The sequence below is a fragment of the Arthrobacter sp. StoSoilA2 genome (assembly GCF_019977195.1).
Lineage (GTDB): Bacteria > Actinomycetota > Actinomycetes > Actinomycetales > Micrococcaceae > Arthrobacter.
The window spans coordinates 4,529,706-4,554,865 of the sequence record NZ_AP024643.1 but is presented as its reverse complement, the minus strand read 5'-3'; the positions used below and the strand labels follow the sequence as shown (position 1 = coordinate 4,554,865).

Annotated in this window: 22 protein-coding genes; 12 read left to right on the top strand and 10 right to left on the bottom strand. The window is 62.9% G+C overall.

All coding sequences use genetic code 11. The features are described from left to right. Positions 1 to 47 precede the first annotated feature (47 nt). Positions 48 to 3,710, top strand: coding sequence for a glycoside hydrolase family 32 protein (locus LDN82_RS20770; protein WP_224165685.1), 3,663 nt, complete (start codon positions 48 to 50; stop codon positions 3,708 to 3,710). Between the two features lie 95 nt (positions 3,711 to 3,805). Here the strand turns inward: LDN82_RS20770 and LDN82_RS20765 are convergent, their stop codons facing one another. Continuing rightward, positions 3,806 to 4,084, bottom strand: a complete 279-nt coding sequence (locus tag LDN82_RS20765; RefSeq protein ID WP_224093305.1) for an HPr family phosphocarrier protein — start codon at positions 4,082 to 4,084, stop codon at positions 3,806 to 3,808. A 32-nt stretch (positions 4,085 to 4,116) separates the two neighbouring features. Continuing rightward, positions 4,117 to 5,817, bottom strand: coding sequence for a phosphoenolpyruvate--protein phosphotransferase (gene ptsP / locus LDN82_RS20760; RefSeq protein ID WP_224165684.1), 1,701 nt, complete (start codon positions 5,815 to 5,817; stop codon positions 4,117 to 4,119). A gap of 129 nt (positions 5,818 to 5,946) precedes the next feature. Here ptsP and LDN82_RS20755 point away from each other — a divergent pair, with 129 nt between their 5' ends. The 3 genes from LDN82_RS20755 to LDN82_RS20745 all read left to right on the top strand — a co-directional run bounded on the left by LDN82_RS20755 (position 5,947) and on the right by LDN82_RS20745 (position 9,908). Next, complete coding sequence (locus LDN82_RS20755; RefSeq protein WP_224093309.1) at positions 5,947 to 6,669, top strand: TetR/AcrR family transcriptional regulator; 723 nt, start codon at positions 5,947 to 5,949, stop codon at positions 6,667 to 6,669. Positions 6,670 to 6,735: 66 nt separating this feature from the next. Then, the gene (locus LDN82_RS20750) at positions 6,736 to 8,760 is read left to right on the top strand and encodes a PTS mannitol transporter subunit IICBA (RefSeq protein WP_224165683.1); all 2,025 of its coding nucleotides are present in this window, start codon (positions 6,736 to 6,738) and stop codon (positions 8,758 to 8,760) included. Then, entirely contained in the window at positions 8,760 to 9,908 is a 1,149-nt protein-coding gene (locus tag LDN82_RS20745; RefSeq protein WP_224165682.1) for a mannitol-1-phosphate 5-dehydrogenase, read from the top strand. The genes LDN82_RS20750 and LDN82_RS20745 overlap by 1 nt, the downstream gene beginning before the upstream one ends. A gap of 132 nt (positions 9,909 to 10,040) precedes the next feature. Here LDN82_RS20745 and cycA read toward each other — a convergent pair whose 3' ends face one another. The 5 genes from cycA to LDN82_RS20720 form a co-directional block, all read right to left on the bottom strand. Next, the gene (cycA, locus tag LDN82_RS20740; RefSeq protein ID WP_224165681.1) at positions 10,041 to 11,504 is read right to left on the bottom strand and encodes a D-serine/D-alanine/glycine transporter; all 1,464 of its coding nucleotides are present in this window, start codon (positions 11,502 to 11,504) and stop codon (positions 10,041 to 10,043) included. Between the two features lie 150 nt (positions 11,505 to 11,654). Next, positions 11,655 to 12,419 carry an ABC transporter permease gene (locus LDN82_RS20735; RefSeq protein ID WP_224165680.1) on the bottom strand — a complete coding sequence of 255 codons (765 nt, stop codon included), beginning with the start codon at positions 12,417 to 12,419 and terminating at the stop codon, positions 11,655 to 11,657. Continuing rightward, the gene (locus LDN82_RS20730) at positions 12,416 to 13,201 is read right to left on the bottom strand and encodes an ATP-binding cassette domain-containing protein (protein WP_224165679.1); all 786 of its coding nucleotides are present in this window, start codon (positions 13,199 to 13,201) and stop codon (positions 12,416 to 12,418) included. The genes LDN82_RS20735 and LDN82_RS20730 overlap by 4 nt, the downstream gene beginning before the upstream one ends. Further along, positions 13,198 to 13,563 (bottom strand): DUF1048 domain-containing protein, encoded by a 366-nt coding sequence (locus LDN82_RS20725; RefSeq protein WP_224165678.1) that lies wholly within the window; start codon positions 13,561 to 13,563, stop codon positions 13,198 to 13,200. Before LDN82_RS20725 ends, LDN82_RS20730 begins: the two co-directional genes overlap by 4 nt. Position 13,564: 1 nt before the next feature. Further along, complete coding sequence (locus LDN82_RS20720) at positions 13,565 to 13,894, bottom strand: PadR family transcriptional regulator (protein ID WP_224165677.1); 330 nt, start codon at positions 13,892 to 13,894, stop codon at positions 13,565 to 13,567. Positions 13,895 to 14,033: 139 nt separating this feature from the next. Between LDN82_RS20720 and LDN82_RS20715 the strand changes: the two genes are divergently transcribed. The 3 genes from LDN82_RS20715 (at position 14,034) to LDN82_RS20705 (ending at position 16,341) form a co-directional block, all read left to right on the top strand. Further along, positions 14,034 to 14,504 (top strand): GNAT family N-acetyltransferase, encoded by a 471-nt coding sequence (locus tag LDN82_RS20715; RefSeq protein ID WP_224167589.1) that lies wholly within the window; start codon positions 14,034 to 14,036, stop codon positions 14,502 to 14,504. Positions 14,505 to 14,619: 115 nt separating this feature from the next. After that, complete coding sequence (locus LDN82_RS20710; protein WP_224165676.1) at positions 14,620 to 15,069, top strand: MarR family transcriptional regulator; 450 nt, start codon at positions 14,620 to 14,622, stop codon at positions 15,067 to 15,069. 33 nt (positions 15,070 to 15,102) lie between these two features. Continuing rightward, positions 15,103 to 16,341, top strand: coding sequence for an MFS transporter (locus LDN82_RS20705; RefSeq protein WP_224165675.1), 1,239 nt, complete (start codon positions 15,103 to 15,105; stop codon positions 16,339 to 16,341). A 9-nt stretch (positions 16,342 to 16,350) separates the two neighbouring features. Here the strand turns inward: LDN82_RS20705 and LDN82_RS20700 are convergent, their stop codons facing one another. From LDN82_RS20700 to LDN82_RS20690, 3 genes are all read right to left on the bottom strand, one after another. Beyond that, a complete protein-coding gene (locus LDN82_RS20700) occupies positions 16,351 to 17,817 on the bottom strand; it encodes a sugar porter family MFS transporter (RefSeq protein ID WP_224165674.1) in 1,467 nt (488 codons plus the stop codon). 332 nt (positions 17,818 to 18,149) lie between these two features. Further along, a complete protein-coding gene (locus tag LDN82_RS20695; RefSeq protein WP_224165673.1) occupies positions 18,150 to 19,532 on the bottom strand; it encodes a formimidoylglutamate deiminase in 1,383 nt (460 codons plus the stop codon). Next, on the bottom strand, positions 19,529 to 20,728 hold the full coding sequence (locus LDN82_RS20690) for an allantoate amidohydrolase (protein WP_224165672.1): 1,200 nt from the start codon (positions 20,726 to 20,728) through the stop codon (positions 19,529 to 19,531). Before LDN82_RS20690 ends, LDN82_RS20695 begins: the two co-directional genes overlap by 4 nt. 235 nt (positions 20,729 to 20,963) lie before the next feature. Between LDN82_RS20690 and LDN82_RS20685 the strand changes: the two genes are divergently transcribed. The 5 genes from LDN82_RS20685 (at position 20,964) to LDN82_RS20665 (ending at position 25,125) form a co-directional block, all read left to right on the top strand. Further along, on the top strand, positions 20,964 to 21,650 hold the full coding sequence (locus tag LDN82_RS20685; RefSeq protein ID WP_224093359.1) for an IclR family transcriptional regulator: 687 nt from the start codon (positions 20,964 to 20,966) through the stop codon (positions 21,648 to 21,650). Further along, positions 21,647 to 22,750: an ATP-binding cassette domain-containing protein gene (locus LDN82_RS20680; protein ID WP_224093361.1), complete on the top strand. Its 1,104-nt coding sequence runs from the start codon at positions 21,647 to 21,649 to the stop codon at positions 22,748 to 22,750. The genes LDN82_RS20685 and LDN82_RS20680 overlap by 4 nt, the downstream gene beginning before the upstream one ends. Next, complete coding sequence (locus tag LDN82_RS20675) at positions 22,747 to 23,397, top strand: ABC transporter permease (RefSeq protein ID WP_224093363.1); 651 nt, start codon at positions 22,747 to 22,749, stop codon at positions 23,395 to 23,397. The genes LDN82_RS20680 and LDN82_RS20675 overlap by 4 nt, the downstream gene beginning before the upstream one ends. Further along, positions 23,394 to 24,110, top strand: a complete 717-nt coding sequence (locus tag LDN82_RS20670) for an ABC transporter permease subunit (protein ID WP_224165671.1) — start codon at positions 23,394 to 23,396, stop codon at positions 24,108 to 24,110. The genes LDN82_RS20675 and LDN82_RS20670 overlap by 4 nt, the downstream gene beginning before the upstream one ends. Before the next feature lie 100 nt (positions 24,111 to 24,210). Then, positions 24,211 to 25,125: an ABC transporter substrate-binding protein gene (locus LDN82_RS20665; protein WP_224165670.1), complete on the top strand. Its 915-nt coding sequence runs from the start codon at positions 24,211 to 24,213 to the stop codon at positions 25,123 to 25,125. The last annotated feature ends 35 nt before the right edge of the window (positions 25,126 to 25,160 follow it).

Sequence of the window (25,160 nt, the reverse complement as noted above, 5' to 3'; positions counted from 1 at the left end):
CGGTTTTGGCGAACGCTCTCTCACCCCTGAGATCAAAGGCGATCTGAATGCATCAGAGAATAGTTGCCGGCCTCACGGCCGCGGTCCTTGGTGTTGGCTTGGCTGGGACGGGGGTCACTGCTCCGGCGGTGGCCCTCGACCCTGTGCCCGTCACCCTCAACAGCACCACGAGCCCCGTTCCGGATGTCGTCGGAGTCAGCGGTTCGTGGACCCGGACAGAGCAGGGCGGGTACACCGCCGTCGCGCCTTCGGGGCAAAATGCGGCGGCTGTCAGCGAGCAGGTCGTGGCGGGAACCGCCCGCTACACGGCTTCGGTGACGGTCGACGCCGGGAGTCCCTACGGTGTTGGGGCGCTCGTCTTCCGAGCGACTCCCGACGCCGGTGCGGGTTACGCAGCGACGATCGATCCCAACCTGGACCGGGTGAGGTTGTTCGACCTCGCGACCGGACAGGACGTGGTTACGCCTGTGTCCCTGCCACTGAATTCGGGGCAGGCCTACACGGTGGATGTTCATGTGGACGGACCACGGATCTACGTTGCGATCGATGGCATCAAGAGGATTGACGCCACGGACTATCGCTACGAATCAGGCCGTGTGGGCCTGCATGCGTTCAACGGATCGGTGTCTTTCGGCACGCCCGGTGTGCGGACCATCGACGCAAACATCAGCGGCTGGGCTGTCACCGCGAACGGCTGGCAGGCCTCGGCCACAGGTTTCCGCGGTGTTGCCCCTGCGAACACCAATATCCGAGCCGTGGCCACCGGCCAGTTGCCCACAGACGTCGACTTTTCCACAGATGTTCAGGTCACGTCGCAATACGGCGTGGGCACAGCACTGTTTCGAACCAATGCGTCGGGAACGTCCGGTTACGCCGCGGAGGTCGACCCCAACGCTGGCCGCTTGCGCCTGTACCGGGTCTCGGACAACGCCACGCTCGGCACGTTCAGCACAGCCATCACCCTCAATAAGGTGTACCGCCTGCGGGTCACGGCGCTCGGCAACCAGCTGGCTGTCTATTGGCAGACCGATTTCCTGGACCCGAACGGCGTCATGCCGGCCATCACGGCCACGGATGCCGCCCATGCTTCCGGCCATGTCGGGCTGGGCTCCTACAACGGCACCGCGGTGTTCCAGAGCATGACACTTCGAGGACTCGAGACTTCGTTGCAGGGTTGGCGCTCGGCTGCAGGCTCGTGGGAGCCCGATGCCAAGGGCCTCCGGGCTTCCGCGGCGGATGGCACCGCGCTGAGGTACGTCCCGGCGGTGGCGTCCGACGTCGTTGCCTCCTTGGACCTGACCGTCACCTCACCCGCCACGGCCTCAGTGGTTGCCCGCAGCGGTACCGACGGCACCGGCGGCGTGGAACTGAGGATCGACCCCGGGGCGGGCACGGCGAAGCTGTACAACCGGACCACCTCGGCGTTGCTGCACTCCGGCAACATTCCCTCCACAAGTTTCCAAGCCGGCCAACTCAACCGTGTCCTGCTCACTGTCCAGGGCACCGAAGCGTCTGTGCTGATTAATGGCACAGCCGTGCTAAATGGCTCTGTGCCAGCGGCATCTGGCAACGGTTTCGCCCTGTTGACCGCCGGAACGGCCTGGTTCCAGAGTGTCCGCGCGGACAGCGTGGATCAGTACATGAACGGGCTCTACCAGCCGGGCTACCACTACAGCCAGAACTCGGGCAGCAGTTCGGACCCCAATGGCCTGGTGTACTTCGAGGGCGAGTACCACCTGTTCCACCAGGACCGCGGACGCTGGGCGCACGCCGTCAGCTCGGATCTGATGCACTGGAAGCAGTTGCCCATCGCCCTCCCGCACATGGCTGCGGGGGAGTCGTGGTCCGGATCGGCCGTGGTGGATGCCTCTGACTCGAGTGGTCTTTTCGACGGCGGCTCCGGCCTCATTGCCTACTACACCAGCTTCAATCACGACGCCTGGAACGGAAACCAGTCCGTCCGTGCGGCCTACAGCAAGGACCAAGGCCGCACCTGGCAGACGGTCCAGGCAGATCCGGTTGTGGAGAACCCGGGCGGCCCCGACGGCGGCTGGGACTTCCGCGACCCCAAGGTCACCTGGGATGCAGGGGCCGGCAAATGGGTCATGGTGGTGGCCGCCGGAGACCACATCCGCTTCTACTCCTCCACAGACCTCATCCACTGGACCTTCGCCAGCACGTTCGGCTACGGCGACTGGATCCGCGGGGGCGTGTGGGAATGCCCGGACTTCTTCGAAATGCCTGTGGAGGGACAGCCCGGGGTGAAGCGCTGGGTGCTGTGGTGGAGTACTGGGGCGGTCCGAGCCACGAATGGTTCGGCCGCGCAATACGTGACGGGTACGTGGAACGGTACCGCATTTACGCCGGACACTCCCGCCTCCCAGGTCCTGCAGGCTGACCATGGCCGGGACTACTACGCAGCGATGAGCTTCTACGGTGTGCCCGATGGCAGGCGCATCATGATCGGGTGGATGAGCAATTGGGACTACGCGTTCAGCCCGCCAACGGGCCGCTGGAACGGCCAGCTCAGCATCCCGCGCGAGCTCAAGCTCGTTGATGTTGCCGGCGCCGGACTCCGCCTGACGCAGACTCCCGTTGTGGAGGAAGAGTCTCTACGGACATCAACCTGGCAGGCCTACGATGTCACTGTGACGCCGAGCTCGGCGAACGCGCTCGCGGGAGCGTCCGGCAGGTCCTTTGAGCTCGAGGCGGAGGTCGGGATTCCCACCACCGGCGGGGCCAGCTCCTTTGCCTTCGGGCTGAGGAAAGGGGCCGGCACCTCTGGCGCGCAGGAAACAACGGTAAAGTACGACGCCGGTCCGGGAACGTTGACGGTGGACCGTGGCACCTCCGGACGGGAGGACTTCACGAGGTACTTCGCCGGGTCTCCGGCGGACAATTCCTCGGCGCCATGGAGCTCCACCGTGGTGGGTTCCGAGCGCCGCGTGAAGCTCCGGATACTGGTAGACGCGTCCTCTGTTGAAGTGTTTGGTGGCGATGGCACGGCCGCCGTCACCTCACTGATCTTCCCGGACCCTTCCTCCACAGGCCTGTCCTTCACGGCTACCGGAGGGAATGCACGGCTGGTGTCCGTCAAAGTACACCAACTCAGCGACACGGCCCGCCTGACTACCGCGCCGCCGTCGGACGTTCTGCCTTCCACCAGCGGGACAGCACGCCACAACCTGGGCGCGTATGCCGTGGTCCCGGGCGGCAAATGGGAGAGCACAGGCGCAGGCCTGGCTGGTACGTTCGACAAAGATTCGACGGCCATGAGCGCAGCCGCGTTCACCAACGCGAGGGTGCAGGCAACGGTGCGGTTCGACGGCGAACCGTTCAACGGCGAACTCCTCAACCGGGACCTGGCGCCGGAGAAAGGGTACGGCGGTGCAGGCTCGGTGTTGCTGAGATCCTCCGCGGACGGATCGAGCGCCTATTACGTGAACCTGGACCCCAACCTGCGCGAGGTCCGTGTGTTCAAGCTGGTCAGTGGCGTATTCACCGTCATTGCGAGCACGCCCGCAGCCCTGAGCCATGGAGTGAGCTACTCACTGGATGCCGCAGTGAATGGCAACCGGATCACGGTGTCCGTGGATGGAACGCAGCTGATCGACGTCACGGATTCTGCGCTGGTCTCCGGCAGGGTTGGCGTCAACGTGTTCGACGGACGTGCCGCCTACCAGGACGTAGTGGTGACTGCGCTGCCGTAGCTAGTCGAGCCCGATTCGATGGCTCGCTGCAGATCAGACGATTCCTACCGTCTTGTACGCAGCAAGCCGTCGAATCGGGCGCAGGGCACAGAAGGCTACTCCGCGTCCAAATCCGTCTCCAACAAGGCTACGAGCGCGTCCAAGGCAGCGTCGGCGCCGTCGCCCTCCGCCCGCAGCACGACGACGTCGCCCTTAGCAGCGCCGAGCGTCATGAGCGAGAGGATGCTGGCGGCGTCCAGGGCTTCATCGGCGGGTTCGCCTTGCATGGCAATGGTGACCTCCACCGGCTGCTCACCTGCCGCTTCGGCGAACAGGGCAGCGGGCCGGGCGTGCAGGCCGGAGCGGCTGGCGATGGTGGCTGTGCGTTCTGGCATGGTTTTCTCCTTATGGGTGGACGAAAAACGGGTTAGAGGCCGAGCTCTTCGAGTATGGGGAGCTTGGCCCGGACCCACTCGCGGGCCTCGGTGGCGCTGGGCGCAGTGAGAGCCAGGCGGGCGAGTTCCTGCGACTGCTCCAGGGTGACGGTCTTCAGGACAGTCCCGACGGCGGCCAGCGAGCGCGCGGTCATGGACAGCGTGCTGACGCCGAGTCCGGTAAGTACGACGGCGAGGGCAGGGTCCGCGGCTGCCTCGCCGCAGACGCCCACGGGTTTGCTGCTGCCTTCCCGGCCGGATGCTTCCTGCTCTGCACCTTCCACTGTGAGCTGCACCAGCCTCAGGACAGCTGGCTGCCATGGCGTGTTCAGTTCCGCGAGGGGTCCTAGTTGGCGGTCGGCGGCCATGGCGTACTGAGTGAGGTCATTGGTGCCCAGTGAAGCGAAGCCAACTTCCCGGAGCACGGAGGCGGCGGTCAAAGCAGCCGAGGGAACTTCCACCATGACACCCGGCGCTTGGATGCCGGCAGCAGCACACAATGAGGCGAAGCGTCCAGCTTCGGCGGCTGTGGAGATCATTGGGGCCATGACCCAGACGTCGGCCTCGGATTCAGAAGCTGCCCGGGCGATGGCTTGCAGTTGGCGTTCCAAAACACCGGGCGTGGTGAAGTCTGTCCGGTAGCCGCGAACACCCAGGGCGGGGTTGGGTTCGGTGGCGTCTGTGAGGAAGGGGAGGGGCTTGTCGGCGCCGGCGTCGAGGGTTCGCAGCACTACTTTCTTGCCGGGGAACGCGTCAAACACAGCCTTGTACGCGGCGGCTTGTTCGTCGACGGAGGGCTCGGTATCGCGCTCGAGGAAGCAGAACTCGGTGCGGAACAGGCCAACACCCTGGGCGCCGAGGCCAGCTGCTGCCACGGCATCCTTGGCTCCACCCACGTTGGCGAGGAGCGGGACCAGGTGGCCGTCCGCCGTCGTGCCGTTTCCGTCAAAGGCGGCGAGCGTTGCGGAGGTTTCCGCCCAGGCGGTCGCTGCAGCGCGCTGCTCCTCCGACGGCGGGGCAGCCACGAGGCCGGCTGCCCCGTCTACGTAGACCTCTGTGCCATCAGCAATGGAATCAACGCCATGGGCCGCAACGACGGCGGGCAGTCCGAGCGAGCGCGCAATGATCGCTGTGTGTGACTGCGGTCCGCCACCAGAGGTCACCAGTGCCAGCACTTTGGAAGGATCCAGCGTGGCGGTATCCGCCGGTGCGAGGTCCTCTGCCAGCAAAATGAAGGGCGTCTCCGAAGAAGGGATGCCGGGCGCGGACACGCCTCGCAGTTCGGCGACGATGCGGGCGCGCACATCCAGCACGTCCGTGGCGCGTTCGGCCATGTACCCGCCCAGGTTGTGCAACATTTCCGAAACCGAGGCACCGGATTCCCAGATGGCCCGTTCCGCGGACGAGCCCGCATTGATGAGCTTGGCCGCGGACTTCAGGAGCATGGTGTCCTTGGCCATGAGCGCGGTGGCCTCGAGGACGGCCTTGCCGTCGCCGGAGGCGGAATCCGCGCGCCCCTTGAGCTGGTCGTGGACGGCTTGCGCTGCGGCTTTCAAGCCCGCGACGGCGTCCTCCGGACTGACGTCTGCGGCCAGCCGCTCGCCCGACGGCGGTTCACTCACCGGTTTGGGCATCTGGCGGACGGAACCAATGATGCGGCCAGGGCTTACCCCTACTCCTTGGAAATTCTGCACTGAATCCTCTGTTCCTGCGTGTTGGTTCAGACCCACCGGCGACGGCACCACGAGCCTGCGAAATTAGCCTACAAAATTCTGTTGTGAGCCACTTCATATAGCAACGCTATAGGTGCTAGGGTAGCGGTTATGAGTTTCGATGACCAGCTTCCGCCAAAAATTCGGTTGCTCCGTGCAGCTGCTGAATTGCTGGCAAATTCGGAGGGGTCAGCGGTCTCTACGCGCCAGATCACAGCGTTGGCCGGGGTTACGGCCCCAACGCTCTACCACCACTTTGGAGACAAAGAAGGACTGTTCGACGCCGTCGTTTCCGCCGGCTTTGAAGAGTACGTGGCAGGGGAGAGGGACTTTGCTCCTTCCGGGGAGCCCTTGGAAGATGTCCGGCGGATGTGGGACAACCACGTCCAGTTCGGGCTGAGCCAACCCCACCTGTATTTGGTGATGTTCGGCAATATCAGGCCGGAAAGCCGCCCAGCAATCGTGGCCGATGCTGAAGCGCTTCTGGAAGAAATGCTGAACAAGGCCGCCATCGCCGGTCAGATCAACGTGCCGCCCCGCGAAGCGGCACGAAGCATCCTCGCGGCCAACGTGGGTGTAACGCTCATGCTCATCGCCGAACCGGTGGAAGAAAGGAACCTCGAGCTCTCAACGATGACCCGGGATTCCATGATTTTCGCCGTCTCCACGGATACCGCCCGTGGCGCCGCACCGGAGGACTCCGGTAAGTCCTCCGTGGTTGTTGCGGCAATCGCCCTGAATGCGGCACTGCAGGCCTCGCATTCGGACCAACTTTCCAGCTCTGAATTGAAGCTGTTCCTTGAGTGGCTTCACCGCATTTCCAGCAGCTCCTAAGGCTGTTCTCTCTCGATCTATATCGACTGACCCCGCGCCGCTGCGGGACACACGTTAGGAATTCACATGGCAACAGAGACCGTTGCGAAGCCCCGCACAAGTGCGCGCGTAGGTGTCCAAAAGTTCGGAACCTTCCTGTCCGGCATGATCATGCCCAACATCGGCGCCTTCATCGCCTGGGGCCTCATCACTGCCCTGTTCATCAAAGTCGGCTGGATTCCAGTCCCGGAGCTGGGTGGCTTCGGCACGAATGCCGAGGGCGCACCCAACGTGGGCATCGTTGGCCCCATGGTCACGTATCTGCTCCCGATCCTGATTGGCTACACCGGCGGCAAGATGGTTTATGACGTCCGCGGTGGCGTCGTTGGAGCCATCGCGACCATGGGCGTCATTGCGGGTACAAGTTCTCCGATGTTCATCGGCGCAATGATCATGGGTCCGCTGGGAGGCTGGACCATCAAGCAGCTCGACCGGCTCTGGGACGGCAAGATCCGTCCCGGCTTCGAGATGTTGGTGAACAACTTCTCGGCCGGCATTTGGGGCGCAATCCTGGCTCTGGGTGGGTTCTATGGCCTCTCCTGGCTGGTCAAGCTCTTCACGGCGGGCGCCGGAAATGTGGTCCAGTTCCTGGTCAACAATGGCCTGCTACCGCTGACCAGCATCTTCATTGAGCCCGCCAAGGTCCTCTTCCTCAACAACGCCATCAACCACGGCGTGCTTACGCCGCTGGGCATCCAGCAGTCGCTGGAGCAGGGCAAGTCCATCCTGTTCCTGCTCGAAGCCAACCCGGGGCCGGGCTTCGGCATCCTGCTGGCGTACATTTTCTTCGGCCGCGGCGCTGCACGCGCTTCGGCTCCGGGTGCTGCCATCATCCACTTCTTCGGTGGCATCCACGAGATCTACTTCCCGTACGTCCTGATGAAGCCGATCCTCATCCTCGCTGCCATCGGCGGTGGCATGACCGGCATCGCAACCCTGGCGATCACCAACTCCGGCCTTGTGGCTCCGGCCGCCCCGGGCTCGATCCTCGCAGTCATCTTCCAGACGTCGCGGGACAGCTACGTCGGCGTGATTCTGGCTGTGGTGCTGGCAACCACCGTTTCCTTCCTCATCGCTTCTTTGATCCTTCGTACATCCAAGAACAAGGGCGAGGATGACCTCTCCGCCGCAACGTCCCGCATGGAAGCCATGAAGGGCAAGAAGAGCTCCGTCTCATCGGCGTTGGTGGGCGACCGTGAAGGCCGCAGCGACGTTGCCGTGCTGACCCGGCCGGTTCAGAACATCGTGTTCGCCTGCGACGCCGGCATGGGCTCCAGTGCCATGGGCGCCTCGGTGCTGCGCAACAAGATCAAGGCAGCCGGCTTCCCGGACGTCAAGGTCACCAACTCCGCAATCGCCAACCTGAGCGATACGTACGATGTTGTGATCACGCACCAGGACCTCACGGAACGCGCCCAGCCGAAGACATCCAGCGCGGTGCACTATTCCGTGGACAACTTCATGAACAGTCCCAAGTACGACGAAATCGTGGAGCTGGTCAAGACGAGCAACACCGAAGGTCCGGCCGCTGCCCATCCAACCGGCGCAGCAGAAACAGAAGCAGCAGCAGCCGCCGCCCACGGTGCGCATGCCGCTGTGCCCGCTGCCGCCGTCGGGGGTAAAGAAGTCCTGCTCCCCGAAAGCGTTGTGCTGAACGGAACGGCGCACGACCGTGATGCTGCGATCGACGAAGCCGGTCAGCTCCTGCTTGACCGCGGTGCCGTGGATGTCAGCTACGTCCATGCCATGCACGAACGCGAGGAATCCGTGTCCACCTATATGGGCAGCTTCCTGGCGATCCCGCACGGCACCAACGATGCCAAGGAGCACATCCGGCACTCCGCAGTTTCCATCGTTCGGTACCCCGAGGGCATCGACTGGGGTGGAAAGCAAGTGAAGTTCGTGGTCGGCGTCGCTGGCCTCAACAATGAGCACCTCCACATCCTGTCCTCGATCGCCAAGATCTTCACCAACAAGGCCCAGGTGGCCCAGTTGGAGGAAGCGACCACCGTTGAGGAAGTGCTGGAGCTGTTCGGAAAGGTCAACGCATAGTGAAGGCAGTCCATTTTGGGGCAGGCAACATCGGACGCGGCTTTGTGGGGCTGTTGCTGCACGAAGCGGGCTACGAGGTGGTGTTCGCCGATGTTGCGGACGCACTGATCAGCCAGCTGGCCTCCGCGAGCAGCTACGAGGTCCATGAAGTGGGCGAGAACCCCGCGGTCAAAACCGTGGACGGGTTCCGTGCGCTGAACTCGAGCACGCAGGAAGCCGCCGTTGTGGAGGAAATCTCGACGGCGGATGTGGTCACCACCGCGGTGGGGCCGCACATCCTGAAGTTCGTGGCACCGGTGATCGCTCGCGGACTCGCAGCCCGGGAACCATCGTTGCCGCCCCTGCAGGTGATGGCGTGCGAGAACGCCATCAACGCCACGCACCTCCTGCAAGTGGAAGTCCGGGCGGCCTGGGACGACTCCGCAGCCAATTTGGACTCAGTGGCTGTGTTCGCCAACACCGCAGTGGACCGTATTGTCCCGAACCAGGCGCCGGGCCAAGGCCTGGATGTCACAGTGGAGACGTTCTACGAGTGGGTCATCGACCGCACACCGTTTGGTGACCACGTCCCCGCGATCCCTGGAGCGACGTTCGTGGACGAACTTGGCCCGTACATCGAGCGCAAGCTGTTCACAGTGAACACCGGGCATGCATCTGCTGCGTATTTCGGCTACGCGGCGGGCCTGGAAAAGATCTCCGATGCCATGGCCGATCCGTCCGTGGCCGCGAAGGTCAGGGCCGTGCTGGAAGAGACCAAGGAACTGCTGGTTGCCAAGCACGGATTCGTGGAGGCCGAGCAGGAAGCGTACGTGCAGAAGATCCTGTCCCGCTTCACCAACCCGTACCTGCCCGATACCGTGGTCCGCGTCGGCCGGGCACCGCTGCGGAAGCTTGGCCGGCACGAGCGGTTTGTTGGCCCGGCGGCTGAGCTCGCCGAGCGTGGTGTCACACCGGTCGCGTTGCTGGAGGCGATGTCGGCTGCCCTTCGTTTCGACGACGGATCCGACGACGAAGCCGTGGAACTCGCAAACATGCTCTCCGAGCTGGACGCAGCTGCCGCCGTCGAGCGCATCACCGAACTTCCGCCGTCACACCCGCTGTTCCCGGCGATCCAGAAACTGATAGAGGACCGCAAAGCCGAAGCCTAGTTCCTCCCCACAAATGGTTGACGGCGAAGGCGGGTGAGATTGATCGCCAAGCGAGAGAGCGTCTATGGGGCTGCGGCGTGGTGGGCATCGCGAAGCGGGCACAGCCCCATAGACGCTCTCAGAGCGCCGCTGCTACTTTGTCGCTGCCGCGGTTTCTGCTTCAGCCATCGCCTTCCATTCGGCCACGCGGGCCTGGTGCAGCGGCGACTTACGCACGACCGCATAGGCGATGCCGAGGATCGCGAACCAGATAGGCGTCACCAGCAGGGCCGTGAGAGTGTCCGGCTGCGTGGTGAGAGCCCAGACCAGGAAAGCGAAGAACGCGAAGACCACCCACACCATCGGGATGCCGCCAGGCATCTTGAAGGGTGACGCCGCGTGCTGCTCCGGGCGGCGCTTTCGGTAGACGAGGTAGCTGGCAAGGATGATCGACCAGACGAACATGAAGCAGACAGCGGACACCGTGGTCACCATGTCGAACGCGGCGCCGACGTCTTTGCCTGCGTAGAGGAGTACGACGCCGGCCAGCAGCAGAACGCAGGACAGGAACAGCGCGTTCTGGGGTACTTTGCGGCTGGAGAGCCGGCCGAAGACCTTTGGTGCGTCGCCGTCGTTGGCCAGGCCGAACACCATGCGTGACGTCGAGTAGATGCCCGAGTTGGCCGAAGACATGGCAGAGGTGAGCACCACGAGATTGACCACGGTTGCCGCCATGCCGAGGCCTGCCAGGGAGAACATGGCGATGAACGGGCTGTGTCCTGCCTTGAACTCGGTCCACGGGGTGACGGACATGAGGATGATGAGCGCGCCTACGTAGAACAGCATGACGCGCAGGGGGATCGCATTGATGGCGCGGGGAAGGTTGTGCTCAGGGTTTTTGGTCTCGGCTGCTGCCGTGCCCACGAGTTCGATGCCCACAAACGCGAAGACAGCGATCTGGAAGCCGGCGACGAAGCCCATGAATTCCTTGGGGAAGAACCCGCCATGGCTCCACAGGTTGGTGAAGCTTGCGGTTCCGGCGTTGGACTGGAAGCCGGTGAAGATCATGACCAGGCCAACGACGATCAGCGCCACAATGGCCACGATCTTGATGAGCGCGAACCAAAACTCGGTCTCGCCGAATGCCTTCACGGTGGGGAGGTTCAGGAGAAGCAGGATGATGATGGTCGCAATTCCCGGGACCCACAGTTGAACGCCTGGCCACAGCTCATTGGCATAGCCGGCGATGGCGATAACGTCCGCAACACCTGTGACTACCCAGCAGAACCAGTAGGTCCACCCGGTGAAGAAGCCTGCCCAGGGGCCGAGGAGATCGCCGGCGAAGTCGCTGAAGGACTTGTAGTTCAGGTTGGACAACAGGAGCTGGCCCATGGCGCGCATGACGAAGAACAGCATGAAGCCGATGATCATGTACACGAAAATCACGGAGGGTCCGGCGACGGAGATGGTTTTGCCCGAGCCCATGAAGAGTCCGGTTCCGATGGCGCCGCCGATTGCCAGGAGCTGGATGTGGCGGTTGCTGAGCGAGCGTGACAGGTGGGGCTCGCTGTCCCTGCTGGACGCGCGGAGTTGCGCTTGTGTTGTCTGGTCGGACATTAGTTCAAGAACCCTTCGAAGAGCCCACCAAAATGGTGACGGCCGTTACAAATCTGTTTCGATAAAGCTATAGCTAATGTCTGACCAATGGCTAATCGGCTCTCACGGCGAAAGCTCCCCTGTGGAAAAGGGGAGCTTAGGCCGGGGGGATTAGGCGATCTTCCGTCGGTAAGCGGCAATTGCGAAGGCGAACGCCAGAACCAGGATGCCGAAGCACCAGGCCAGCGCAATCCAAATGTCGCTGCCCACCGGCTGTTGTGCGAACAGCGCGCGAATGGAGTTCACGATCGAGGTCACTGGCTGGTTCTCGGCGAACCAGGCCACAGGGCCGGGCATCGTCGCAGTCGGCACGAAGGCCGAACTGATGAACGGCAGGAAGATCAGCGGGTAGCTGAACGCGCTGGCGCCGTCGACGGTTTTCGCGGAGAGCCCTGCGATCACGGCCAGCCAGGTCAGGGCGAGCGTGAACAGGACCAGGATGCCGGCGATTGCAAGCCAGGTGCCCACGGATGCTCCGGTGCGGAACCCCATAAGGAGGGCCACTCCGACGACGATCGCGACCGAGACGAGGTTGGCCACGAGCGAGGTGAGCACGTGCGCCCAAAGCACGCTCGACCGTGCGATCGGCATGGACTGGAAGCGCTCGAAGATGCCGCCCTGCATGTCCAGGAACAGGCGGTAGGCGGTGTAGGCGATGCCGGAGGCAATCGTGATCAGCAGGATGCCGGGGAGCATGTAGTTGATGTACGACTCGTCGGATCCGGTATTGATCGCACCGCCAAGCACATAAACGAACAGCAGCATCAGCGCGATCGGCGTGACCGCGGTGGTGATGATCGTATCGGGGCTGCGCAGGATGTGGCGCAGCGAGCGGCCGGTGAGGACGCTGGTATCGCTAAGGACGTGGGTGCTCATCGGGATGCCTCCTGTTCTTTCTGCTCTTCAGCCGTTTCGCCGACGAGCGCCAGGAAGATGTCTTCGAGCGAGGGCTGCTTCTCGACGTACTCGACCTCGGCCGCCGGCAGCAGCCGCTTGAGCTCGTCGAGCGTGCCGTTCTGGATGATCGTGCCCTTGTGCAGGATCGCGATCCGGTCGGCGAGATGCTCGGCTTCGTCGAGGTATTGGGTGGTGAGCAGCACTGTTGTGCCGTTCCGGGCGAGATCCTTGACGGTCTGCCAGACCTCGAGGCGGGCTTCGGGGTCCAGGCCTGTGGTGGGTTCGTCCAGGAAGATCACCTTCGGCTGCCCGATCAGGCTCATGGCGATATCCAGGCGGCGACGCATGCCGCCGGAGTACGTCGCCACCTTGCGGGACCCCGCTTCGGTGAGGCTGAACTGAGCCAGCAACTCATCTGCGATCTGAGCCGCGTTTTTCAGGTGACGCAGTTTCGCCACCAGAATCAGGTTCTCCTTGCCGGACAGCACCTCGTCCACCGCTGCGAACTGCCCGGTCAGGCTGATGGACTGCCGTACCTGGAGCGACGCGGTGGCAACATCAAAACCCTCGACGGCGGCAGTGCCGGCATCCGCTTTGAGCAGTGTGGACAAGATCTTCACCATGGTGGTTTTGCCTGCTCCGTTGGAGCCGAGGAGGGCGAAGATGCTGCCCGACGCCACCTCGAAGTCCACGCCGCGCAGAACATGGAGATCCTTGTACGACTTCTCGATGCCCTCTACCCGGATTGCGGTAGCAGTCATGATTCAGCCTCCTTCGCTTTATCAACGGCCTTCGTGAGGCGCTCGCGTTCCTTATCAATCCAGCGCTTTCCGCCGTATGCCTGGGCAAAGGCCTCGGCGAACTCGATGGGGTCCTCGCCGACGATCTCGCTCACAGGCGTGCCGTCGACTGCGGCGCGTTCCCATAGGTCGGCGAGGTCGGTGAACATCTGCACGATCGTGTCCCCCTCGGTGACCCCGCCGTAGTACATGAAGTATCGGTTGAAGGCGTTCGCCACGGAGGAGTAGGGCTCAGGCAGCGCATCCAGCCGCGCCTTGGCCTGCTTGTACTGCTTCTTCTGCTCGAGCGATCCGGTTACCAGCTCGATCCACTTTGCTGCCATGTTAATTTCCTCCCTTGCGGAGCTGTTCAAGCCGTTCGGACAAGAAGCTCCATGTGTTCCAAAATTCCTTCAGTTCTTTTTCGCCCTGCGCGTTGAGGGTGTACACCTTGCGGGGTGGCCCCTTTTCGGATGGTCGCTTTTCGACGTCCACCAGCCCTTTTTGTTCGATCCTGACCAGCAGTGCGTACACGGTGCCCTCAGCGATCTCGGTGAAGCCCTGCGCCCGGAGCAGCGTTGTGATTTCGTATCCGTACGCCGCCTTTCCGGTGAGGAGGGCCAGAACAATGCCCTCCAACGTGCCTTTGAGCATCTCTGTCATTTGCTTGCCCATCGGACACCTCCTTCACTACTCAGTAATACTAGCTACCGCTACATAGTAGAACTAGGTACCGGTACTTAGCAATACTGAGTTCTGATCAAAATGGCATGCTGGGGTGGTGACCCCAGACTCTGCCGCCATGCCCGCCCTGATGACTGCCGACGTCGGCTCCGGAACCTTTAGTCTTCGGCGCGCCACTAAAGCCGACTTGCCGCGCATCCTTGCGCTGCTGATTGATGACCAATTAGGTGCCGCGCGTGAAAATCCGGACGACCTCGTGCCGTACGAGCTGGCTTTTGACGCGATCGACGGCGATCCGGCCCACCTCCTGGTGGTGGGCGAACTGAACGGCGACCTGGTGGCCACTTTCCAGCTCAGCTATCTCCCGGGCCTGTCCCGCAAGGGCTCTTGGCGGGCGCAGATCGAAGCCGTGCGGGTTTCTGAAGTGCTCCGTGGCCAAGGCGTAGGCGCGCTCATGATCCAGTGGGCCATCGACCAGGCCCGGGACCGTGGCTGCTCCCTGGTGCAGCTCACCACGGACAAGTCGCGCGTTGCTGCGCACCGTTTCTACGAACGGCTGGGCTTCGTCGCGAGCCATGAGGGCATGAAGCTCACGCTTTAACCCGACTGAGTCGCATTTGTGCGCGTTTTCAGGGCTCTAAACGCGCTCACCTGCGACTCACTTGCGTGCTGCATCGCTTGACTCTTAGGTATCCTAACTATTAGGCTACCTAAGTATGACGAGCACTTCGGCTTTAGACCCACGGCTTCTCCATATTGCTCAGGAATTTCGCGAGTCACTCCGCCTTGGCGTGTACATGTTCCGCCGCCTGGATCCGGAGGGTGAACTCACCGCAGCGCAGCTCAGCCTGCTGTCCATGATTTCCGACGGCGGACTCCGCGTGGGTGACATCGCCAAGAACCTGGGGATCAAGGTCCCCAGCGCCACAGAGCAGATCATCAAGCTCGAACGCTCAGGGCTCGTCAGCAGGCAGCCTGACGTCAACGATTCCCGCGCCGTGCAGGTGGTCATCACCAAAGCCGGGAGGGTCGCCGTCGAGTCCGCCAACCAGCGGCGAAACGCGATGGTGGCCGGGCTGCTGCAGGAGCTGAGCAGCGACGAAGTCGAGCAACTCGCCGCGGCGCTCCCCATCATCAGCAAGCTCAACAGCTCATTCCAGAACTAACCACAACTAAACGCATCGACAAGGAGCCCTTGAATGTCACGCCAATTGGCTGACGCTTCAGAAAGCGCCGAGACAACTACTGAAACCACCCTTGCGGCTGAAAAGGCTTCATTCCTGAGGCAGCCGAAGGCCGTGTGGGCCACTGCGCTGGCTGCCGTGTTCGCGTTCATGGGCATCGGGCTCGTGGACCCGATTCTTCCGGCAATCGCCAAGAACCTCGAGGCCTCCACCAGCGAAGTTTCCCTGCTCTTCACGAGCTACTTCCTGGTGACGGCGATCGCCATGCTGATCAGCGGCTTCGTGTCCTCGCGCATCGGCGGCAAGAAGACGCTCCTGATCGGGCTGGCAGTGATCGTGGTGTTCGCATCGTTGTCCGGCTTGTCCGGCAGTGTTGAGCAATTGGTGGGTTTCCGTGCTGGTTGGGGCTTGGGTAACGCCCTCTTTGTCGCCACCGCCCTGGCAGTGATTGTCGGTGTGGCCAGTGGTGGGACCGGAACGGCCATCATTCTCTACGAAGCGGCGCTCGGCCTGGGTATCTCGCTGGGTCCGCTTCTCGGGGCCTTGTTGGGCGGCTGGCAGTGGCGGGCGCCGTTCTTTGGAACCGCGGTCCTCATGGCTGCCGCTTTTATCGCGCTGCTGGCCTTGCTTCCCAAGACGCCCGCTCCCGCCAGGAAGTCACGCCTGCGGGATCCGCTTCTCGCGCTGGGACACAAGGGCCTCAGCACCACCGCGGCAAGTGCCCTGTTCTACAACTACGGCTTCTTCACTATCCTCGCTTTCACGCCGTTCATCCTCGGCATGGATGCATACGGCATCGGGGGAGTGTTCTTCGGTTGGGGCGTTGCCGTTGCCGTGTTCTCGGTGTTCGTCGCGCCCGTGCTCCAGAAGCGTTTCGGCGCTGTTAAGGTCCTGACCGGCACTTTGGCAGCGCTCATGCTCGATCTCCTCGGACTGGGACTTGCTGCCGGGCACTCGGTGACTGCCGTCGTCGTGCTTGTGATCGTGGCGGGTGCCCTGCTGGGCATCAACAATACGATTTACACCGAACTGGCCATGGGCGTCTCCGATTCTCCGCGACCCGTCGCATCCGCCGGCTACAACTTTGTGCGTTGGATGGGTGGTGCGCTGGCCCCCTTTGCCGCCGCCCAGCTAGGCGAGCACTTTGGGCCGCAGGTGCCCTTCTTCGCCGGTGCCGTTGCCATGGTGATCGCGATTCTCATTTCCTTCGGAGGCCGCGGGTACCTGAAGTCGCACGAGCCGCACCTGGTGTGATTGCCCCGACTACTGCTCGTGGGAGGTAACCGGAAGCGGTGCCACCGGCGCGCCCTTGGGGACGAAAAGCGTCTCGGCCTGCTCCAGCGACATGCCGTTGGTCTCGGGAACCTTGAACATCACAAAGAAGAACGACGCCGCAGCGAACGCCGCGTACAAGGCGTACGTCAGCGGCAGCGAACCCGCCGCCATGATGGGGAAGCTGAGCGTGATGGCAAAGTTGGCGATCCATTGCGCGGCCGCCGCCAGTCCGAGCGCGCGGGCCCGAATGCGGGACGGGAAGATCTCGCCAAGCAGCACCCAGACGAGTGGACCCCAGGAAGCACCGAAGCTGATCACGAAGACGTTGGCCGCAACCAGGGCAACTGGCCCCCAAGCGCCCGGGAGGCTGATCTCGGAGCCCGTACCAACAGCTGAGGAGAACGCCAATGCCATGACGCCGAGCGAGGCGGCCATGCCGATGGAACCGGTCAGAAGGATCGGTCGGCGACCAATGCGGTCCACCAGTGCAATGGCTACCAACGTCACCAGAATGTTCGTCACGGACGTGGCGACGGAGATGGTCAGGGAGTCCTTCTCCTGGAATCCAACCGCCTTCCACAGCGTGGTTGAGTAGTAGAAGATCACGTTGATGCCAACAAATTGCTGCAGCACGGACAGGATGATGCCGATCCACACCACCGCCTGCAGGCCGAATGTGTTGCCCCGCAGCGAGCCCTTCTTGGTGGACAGCTGGTCCTGCTGGATGGATTCGCGGATATCGCGGATGTGCCGTTCGGTGTCGTCGCCCGGGATGAGGGTGTCGAAGATCTTGCGGGCGGCACCTTCCTTGCCGTTGAGCACCAGGAAGTGCGGCGACTCGGGCAAGCGGAATGCGATCCAGCCGTACACGGCAGCGGGGACGGCACAAGCGATGAACATCCAGCGCCAGGCCTCCATGCCGATCCAGAAGGTGCTGCCGGCGCTGCCGGCTGAATTAGCCAGGACGGCGTCGGACAACAGTGCCGCAAAGATACCCGTAGTGATGGCTAGCTGCTGAAGGGACGCCAAGCGACCACGCACGTGTCGGGGAGAAATCTCGGAAATGTAGGCAGGGGCGATCACCGAAGCAAGGCCGATGCCCAAGCCCCCCACCAAGCGCCAGAAGATCAGGTCCCACACACCAAAAGCCAGTCCTGTACCTACGGAACTCACCAGGAACAGGAGGGCACCGATCTTCATGGCCGGGATGCGGCCGTAGCGGTCGGCCACCTTGCCCGCAAGATAGGCTCCCAGTGCGCACCCCAGCAGGGCGACGGCGACAGCAAAGCCAGTGACGGCCTCGCTCATCAGGAATTCGTCCTTCATGGCATCCACGGCACCGTTGACCACGGAAGAATCGAAGCCGAACAGGAAGCCACCCACCGCCCCAGCGACGGCCAGGCCGATCACTTTCCTGGACACTGGTGGCACGCCTTCGGTGCTGGGATTGGACATGGGTCTCCCTTGGGAATGGTGGTGTGGGATTCACGGTGCGGGACGTCGTCGGCTGTTCCGACGGGGACGCCGGTGCACACGCGCTACACAGTGTGGCACGCCATATCCGCCAAGTTCCAGTCAAGGCGGTTCAGATGACGTGCATTCACTAAATTAACGCACCTCTCCTGATTGGCAGCTGGGAGTGGGCTGGAAGGTCCAAACACGCCCTCTCAAGGTCGGAAGGGTTGCCTTTGGCGTCACTACTTGAACGCAAAGCACGACGGCGGCAGGTGCGTTGGGATCGGAACGCACCATGCCGTCGTCGCCCCTTGGAGGAGCGCATCATGACGCTAGGAAAGCTCTTGCAGCGCCTCCGACAGAAGACTGCCCGGGCTGCCGAGCTGTGTGTGGACGCCGTGCGAGGCCACCAGTTCTCCGGCGATGATGACCTCGGTGACGTCGCTGGAAGTTGCGCTGAATGCCATCTGCAAAGGTCGGGACCCGGCAGTGCGGGTGGATGCCGGATCAATAACCATGAGATCGCACACGGCGCCGACCTCAAGGCCCGACGCGGCAATGGGCGTAGCCATGGACCGGGCACCCCCTTCGGTTGCGGCCCGCAGGAGTTCCTGAGGTGAGAACCTGCCCCGCTGTCCTGTGCCCAACCGCTCGCCGTGTTCCAACGTGCGCATTTCAGTCCATGGGTCGATCACCGCATGCTGGTCCGTGCCCAGCGCAATGGCTGCCCCGGCGTCGGCAAGCTCCCGCGCGGGACCTATCCCGTCTGCGAGGTCGGCTTCCGTGCTGGGGCACATGACCACCGTGGCGCCTGCGTTTCCGAGCAGGGCGATGTCTTCCTGCGTCAGGTGAGTTGAATGGACGGCGGACAGCCTGTTGGAAAGGAGTCCGTGGCGTTCCAAAAGACCCGCTGGCGTGGTGCCGTAGGCCTCGAGGCAGGCTTGGTTCTCGGCAGGTTGCTCACTGAGGTGGATGTGAAGGGGGATGTCTTCGGGCAGCTGCCTGGCTACAACTTTGAGGTCTTCCTCCGGGACGGCCCGGACGGAGTGAAGAGCAGCTCCGACGCTGACAAGTTCCGGCGGAAATTGCTGGGCAACAGCTGCCCGGAGTGAGCTTAGGCGATCGAGCCAGGCGTGCACATCCGCATCCCCGAACCTTGCCTGTTCGGGATTGAGGGGCGTACCGATTCCTCCGGCCAGATACAAGGTGTCCAGAAGAGTGAGCCGGATCCCGGCGGACATTGCCGCTCGCGCCAGGGCCAGCTCCATGGCATGGGGTTCCGCGTAGGGCCTGCCGTCGGGTTGGTGGTGGACATAGTGGAATTCGGCCACGCTGCTGAAGCCCGTGACCACCATTTCAGCAAAGACAGCAGTGGCGAGCTTCTCGTATTTCTCCGGAGTCAGCTCGGATGCGCTTCGGTACATCTGCTCCCGCCACACCCAGAAATCTCCGCGGCCGTCGTGGGTGCGTCCGCGCAGCACCCGATGGAAGGCATGGGAGTGGGCGTTGGCAGCTGCCGGGAAGGTAATTCCGGTCAGCCTCTTGTCGCCGGGCTGCGGTTCAGCTCCGGTGGTAATGCTGGAAATCCGGCCGTTTTGCGTTTCGATGCGTACTCCGGCGGCAGCCGTCAGCGTGGTGGGTCCGGCGGTGCGGTCCTTCGAACCGGCGGAATCGTCTGACGTGATGATGGCCGTTTCGCACCAAAACGCGTTCACAGGAGTCCTTCCAGAACATCCGCGAGGGCAACGGTGCCTGCCGAAGCGTCCTCGTCGGCCACATATTCTTCCGGTGAATGCGAGATTCCGCTGGGATTACGGACAAAAAGCATGGCCGAGGGAACATATCCGGCCAACACGCCGGCGTCGTGCCCCGCGCCGGTTGCCAGGACCGGGGCTCCGGGCAGCAGGCCGCTGATGCGTCGACTCAGCCCCGGGTCAAAGTGCACGGTGTCGCTGTAGGACTCTTCCGTGAGGGTTGCCGTGCACCCTTCGGCTGCGGCGACTTCCTGCGCCGTGCTGTAGATGGCCTCGATAAGGTGAGCCGTCACGGCGTCGTCGGGATGACGGGCATCCAACCATAGATCGACGCGCGAGGCGATCACGTTGGTGCCGCCGGGAACGGGGGTCAAACGGCCGACCGTGGCCCGGGCATCGGGCTGTTTGGCGGCCGTATCGCGAACGGCGACGATGATCTGCGCGGCAGCAACCATAGGATCGGCCCGGTCTGCCATGAGGGTGGTGCCGGCATGGTTTCCTTGGCCGCTGACGCTGATCTTCCAGCGTCCGTGACCCAGGATCGAACTTCCCACCGCGATGGCCGGCCCGTCTTGTCCCAGGCCCTTGCCTTGTTCCACGTGCAATTCAACGAAATCGCCGATCCGCGCCAAGGCCTCAGGATCAGGGCCGACATGCCGGGGATCGAGGCCGTTGTCCCGCGCGACGTCGGCGAAGGTGTTTCCGTCCGCGTCGCGCAGGTTCAGTGCCTTGTCGACGTCGATGGCGCCGGTGAGGAGCCGGGAACCCAAACAGGCCACTCCAAAGCGGGACCCTTCTTCTTCCGGGAAGACCGTGACGGCCAATGAACGCGGCGGCTGAACTCCGCGGGCTTTGAGGAGATCGACGGCGGCGAGCGCGGAAGCGACGCCGAGGGGTCCATCGAAGGCGCCGCCACCAGGGACGGAATCGAGGTGGCTGCCGGTGACGAGGGCGCCATCCTGTGGGTCTCCCCACCAGGCCCAGATGATGCCGTTGCGATCTGTTTCAACGTCCAGGCCGCGGCTTTTTGCCTGCTCAATGAACCAGTGCCTGAGATCAAGTTCGGGTGTCGAGTAGACGGCCCTGGAGTAGCCTCCGCGCACCGCATCGCGGCCCACATCCTGTATTGAGGCAAGGAGCTGATTGACGGTTTCCACGTGTTCCTCCGATTGATGAAGACTGCCACCAAGTAAAAACCAGATGCCACCACATGGCAAGAGTTCGAGTAACTATTAACAGGCTCGAAACCTGTGCGCGCCTTAAAGGAACAAGCGACGTCTCAAATCCCGGAATGTCAAGTAATCTGCAGCCAAGCCTTGCCATTTGATGAAAATTGAATTTTACTTAGTGGCAAGACATGGTGACTTGGACCACTTGAAAGCAGGTCAGGCAGTGGCAGCAGATTCCTCCACCCGCACAGTCGAAAGGGCGTTGGCTCTCCTTAGCGCAGTCTGCACTGACGGCTCCATCAGCCTCAGTGACGCTGCGCGGGTGGTTGACCTTTCTGCCAGCACCGCGCTCCGCCTCCTTCGCACTCTGGAAGGCAGCGGCTTCGTGACACGGGATCCGGGCGGCAATTTCCGTCCGGGAGCCAGCGTCATCCAGCTGGGAGCCCTCGCCTTGGGACAGGAATCCCTGGTGTCGCTCTGCACGCCGCACATGAAGCGGCTCGTCGCGGAAACCGGCGAGTCCTGCTATTTGAGTATTCCCGGTCCTGGGGAAACCGGGATCTACATCGCCATCGTCGAAGGTACGCGCTCTGTCCGGCACACCAGTTGGGTCGGAAGGAGCATCCCACTGGAAGGGTCCGCCGCTGGCAAAGTCCTGACCGGCGGGCAGAACGGCCGCGGTTACGCCATTGTGCGCAGCGGCGTTGAAGACGACATCACTGCTGTTGCCGCGCCCATCGTGATCGGCGGCCGCACTGTGGCTGCCCTCAGCATCGTCGTTCCCAGTTACCGCTTGGACGAGGCGAAGGCCCGGACATTTGGCGAGGAACTGGTGAAGGTAGCGAACAACATCCTCGTGGAACCCGACGGAAACCATGAAGTGCCCCAGGAAAGCATGGAAGAAAAATGATCAAATTTGAAAATGTCACCAAGGCGTACCCCGACGGTACTGTCGCCGTCGATGGCCTCAACCTGGAGGCCCCGACCGGCAAGCTGACCATTCTGGTGGGCCCGTCCGGCTGTGGCAAGACCACCTCGCTGAGGATGATCAACCGCCTCATCGAACCCACCAGCGGCACCATCTATCTTGATGACGAGCCCACCTCCGGCATGGATGCAGCGTTGCTCCGCCGGAGGATCGGATATGTCATCCAGCACGCAGGACTCTTCCCGCACAAGACCATCGTGGACAACGTATCCACCATGCCGGTCCTTCTGGGCGAGAGCCGCCAGAAGGCCCGCACCAAGGCCCTGGAACTCATGGAGCGGGTGGGGTTGCCCGCGAGCTTCGCCAAACGTTACCCATGGCAGCTCTCCGGTGGCCAGCAGCAGCGCGTGGGCGTGGCCCGGGCACTGGCATCTGACCCGGCATTCATGCTCATGGACGAGCCGTTCAGTGCCGTGGATCCTGTGGTGCGCGGGCAGTTGCAGGAGGAGTTCCTCCGCCTCCAGCGTGAGATCGGCAAGACCATCATCATGGTCACCCACGACATCGATGAAGCCCTCAAGCTCGGCGACCAGGTTGCCGTGATGCGTGTCGGTGGCAAGCTTGCCCAGATGGCAACGCCGTCGGAGCTTCTCACCTCGCCGGCGGATGAGTTCGTGGCAGACTTCGTGGGCCGTGACCGCGGTTATCGCTCCCTCGGTTTCACGAAGGCCGGCAGTGTGGCCATCGGTGAGGAAGCTGTGGTTCAGCTCGGCGCTTCCGGAGAAGAGGCCCGCGCCAAGGCTTCGGGTGCGTGGGTGTTGGTAGTCGACGGCGGCCGGAAGCCTCTTGGGTGGGCCCAGCCCGAACTTCTCAACGGTGAGCTCAAGCGTGAAAACCTGAACCTTAGCGGCATCCCGGCAGCTGCCTCGGGAACGATGCGCCAACTGCTGGACGCTGCACTCTCCTCGCCCAGCCGCCGCGGTGTCGTTGTCAACGAGCATGGTGAGCTGATCGGAACCGTGACAGCCACCGACGTCGTCAAGGCCATCGAGGCTGAACCACACCTGGAGACGGCCCGATGAACTTTGAGTGGCTGGGCCGCCAGTTCGACAACATTGTTTTCCTTCTCGGCTGGCACGTCCTGCTGGCCGTCATCCCCTTGGTCCTTGGTCTACTGATCGCCTTGCCCCTGGGCTGGTGGGCACACCGGAGCCGCAGGATCTATCCGCTGCTGGTGGGCGTCGCAGGACTCCTGTACACCGTCCCCTCCCTGGCACTCTTCGTTCTGCTGCCACTTGTCCTTGGCACCAAGATCCTGGACCCGCTGAATATCGTGGCGGCGTTGACCATCTACACGGTTGCGCTGCTGGTGCGGGTCGTGGCAGATGCCCTGGACTCCGTCCCTGAAGACACCGTCCAGGCTGCCAAGGCGATGGGCTACCGCGGGTACCAGAGCCTCCTGAAGGTAGAGCTGCCCGTGGGCGTACCCGTTATCTGCGCGGGCCTTCGCGTGGCCGCTGTATCCAACGTCAGCCTGGTCTCCGTTGCCGCACTGTTGGGTATCCCGCAGCTCGGCTCCCTGTTTACGCAGGGCTTCCAGCTCCGCTTCTTTACGCCGATCATCGCCGGCATCGTGCTCTGCGTGATTCTGGCCATGATCCTGGACGGGCTGATCATCCTTCTCAACCGGTGGCTGACACCGTGGACCCCCAAGGTGGTGGCATCGTGAACTACTTGTTCGACCCCGCGCACTGGAGCGGCGCAGACGGCATCCCGACCCTGATCGGTGAGCACCTCCTCTACTCCCTGATCGCTCTGGCTATCGCTGCCGTTATCGCCGTTCCCCTGGGAATCTACATTGGCGTAACCGGCAAGGGCGTGTTCATGATCGCCGGCCTGGCCAATGCCTTGCGCGCCCTGCCGAGCGTCGGCCTGCTGATCCTTTTGGTTCTGCTCATTTCGCCCGCGTTCCCATCGAGGATGGGCTACATCCTGCCAAGCCTCATCGTCCTGGTACTCCTTGCGGTGCCTCCGATCCTGACCAACACCTATGCCGGCGTGCGCGCAGTGGATGCTGCCGCCGTCGACGCCGCCCGGGGCATGGGCTTCCGCACCATGAAGATCCTTACGGATGTCCAGTTGCCGTGTTCGCTTCCGCTGGTTTTGTCTGGTGTCCGCAGCGCACTGCTGCAGATTATCTCGACCGCGACCATCGCAGCATACATTTCGCTTGGCGGCCTGGGCCGGCTCCTGATCGACGGGAAGGCCCAAAATGACTACAGCCAAATGGTCGCCGGCGCTGTCCTCGTTGCTTTGCTGGCCCTGTTCTTCGACCAGCTCCTCGCCTTCATCACCCGCCGCGTTGTCTCACCCGGACTGACACGGCGAACCATCAAGTCGGTTCCAGTAGCCGAACCCGTGAAGACCCCCGTCACGGTCTAAGCAACACACTGCGCTGGACTTCCAGCACGCAAGAATCACCTCCACCCACCCCCCACCTGGCCACTGCATGCCCTGTAAGCGCCATTTCAGGAGAGTTGACATGAAGAAGTACTTGACTGGTTTCACCCTTGCGGCCGTCGCCGCCATCACCCTGAGCGCCTGCGGCGGCGGGGACCCTATGAGCACATCCAACACCGCGGCAGCTGGGGGCTCCGGCGACAGCATCATTGTCGGTTCGGCTGACTTCCCCGAGAGCCAGTTGGTCGCCAAGATCTACGCCGAGGCCCTCAAAGCCAAGGGTGTCAATGTCACGGAAAAGCCCAGCATTGGCAGCCGCGAGGTCACCATCCCCGCCCTCAAGGACGGCTCCATCGACCTCATGCCGGAGTACGGCGGTGCGCTCCTCCAATACCTCGATTCCGCCACCAAGGCAGTATCGTCCGAGGAAGTCACCAAAGAATTGGCCACCAAGATCCCCTCTGGCCTGACGGTTCTGACGGCTTCGGAAGCGGAGGATAAGGACGTCCTCACTGTGAAGAAGGACATCGCCGACCAGTACAAGCTGAAGACCATCGAGGACCTCCAGCCGGTCGCCAAGGAACTCGTCCTGGGCGGGCCGCCGGAGTGGAAGACCCGCCTCAACGGCGTTGCCGGACTGAAGTCCGTCTACAACCTTGAGTTCAAGGAATTTTCAGCGCTCGACGCCGGTGGGCCGCTGACATTGAACGCCCTCCTTTCCGGCCAGATCCAGGTTGCCGACCTCTTCAGCACCGATCCCGCCCTGGCCGAGAACAACTTGGTGGCGCTTGAGGACAACAAGAACCTCTTCCTGTCCGAGAACATCCTGCCGGTCATCAACCAGAAGAAGTCCACGGATACCGTGAAGGAAACACTGGACAAGGTCTCTGCTGCGCTCACCACTGAGGACCTCATCAAGATGAACGGCCGCGTAGCGAAGTTTGAGGACATCGGCGAGATCGCCAAGGAATGGCTCAAGAGCAAGAACCTGGGCTAAACCCGGCCCTCGTGCTTCCGCTGGTTTGCAGGATT

What these genes read in the sequence shown, in the direction of transcription:
- LDN82_RS20725 (WP_224165678.1), bottom strand. Translation starts at nt 13,563, where the DNA reads ATGGCAGCAAAGTGGATCGAGCTGGTAACCGGATCGCTCGAGCAGAAG.
- LDN82_RS20770 (WP_224165685.1), top strand. Translation starts at nt 48, where the DNA reads ATGCATCAGAGAATAGTTGCCGGCCTCACGGCCGCGGTCCTTGGTGTT.
- LDN82_RS20765 (WP_224093305.1), bottom strand. Translation starts at nt 4,084, where the DNA reads ATGCCAGAACGCACAGCCACCATCGCCAGCCGCTCCGGCCTGCACGCC.
- LDN82_RS20710 (WP_224165676.1), top strand. Translation starts at nt 14,620, where the DNA reads ATGACGAGCACTTCGGCTTTAGACCCACGGCTTCTCCATATTGCTCAG.
- LDN82_RS20675 (WP_224093363.1), top strand. Translation starts at nt 22,747, where the DNA reads ATGAACTTTGAGTGGCTGGGCCGCCAGTTCGACAACATTGTTTTCCTT.
- LDN82_RS20730 (WP_224165679.1), bottom strand. Translation starts at nt 13,201, where the DNA reads ATGACTGCTACCGCAATCCGGGTAGAGGGCATCGAGAAGTCGTACAAG.
- LDN82_RS20750 (WP_224165683.1), top strand. Translation starts at nt 6,736, where the DNA reads ATGGCAACAGAGACCGTTGCGAAGCCCCGCACAAGTGCGCGCGTAGGT.
- LDN82_RS20700 (WP_224165674.1), bottom strand. Translation starts at nt 17,817, where the DNA reads ATGTCCAATCCCAGCACCGAAGGCGTGCCACCAGTGTCCAGGAAAGTG.
- LDN82_RS20735 (WP_224165680.1), bottom strand. Translation starts at nt 12,419, where the DNA reads ATGAGCACCCACGTCCTTAGCGATACCAGCGTCCTCACCGGCCGCTCG.
- LDN82_RS20680 (WP_224093361.1), top strand. Translation starts at nt 21,647, where the DNA reads ATGATCAAATTTGAAAATGTCACCAAGGCGTACCCCGACGGTACTGTC.
- LDN82_RS20720 (WP_224165677.1), bottom strand. Translation starts at nt 13,894, where the DNA reads ATGGGCAAGCAAATGACAGAGATGCTCAAAGGCACGTTGGAGGGCATT.
- cycA (WP_224165681.1), bottom strand. Translation starts at nt 11,504, where the DNA reads ATGTCCGACCAGACAACACAAGCGCAACTCCGCGCGTCCAGCAGGGAC.
- LDN82_RS20705 (WP_224165675.1), top strand. Translation starts at nt 15,103, where the DNA reads ATGTCACGCCAATTGGCTGACGCTTCAGAAAGCGCCGAGACAACTACT.
- LDN82_RS20665 (WP_224165670.1), top strand. Translation starts at nt 24,211, where the DNA reads ATGAAGAAGTACTTGACTGGTTTCACCCTTGCGGCCGTCGCCGCCATC.
- LDN82_RS20755 (WP_224093309.1), top strand. Translation starts at nt 5,947, where the DNA reads ATGAGTTTCGATGACCAGCTTCCGCCAAAAATTCGGTTGCTCCGTGCA.
- LDN82_RS20715 (WP_224167589.1), top strand. Translation starts at nt 14,034, where the DNA reads ATGACTGCCGACGTCGGCTCCGGAACCTTTAGTCTTCGGCGCGCCACT.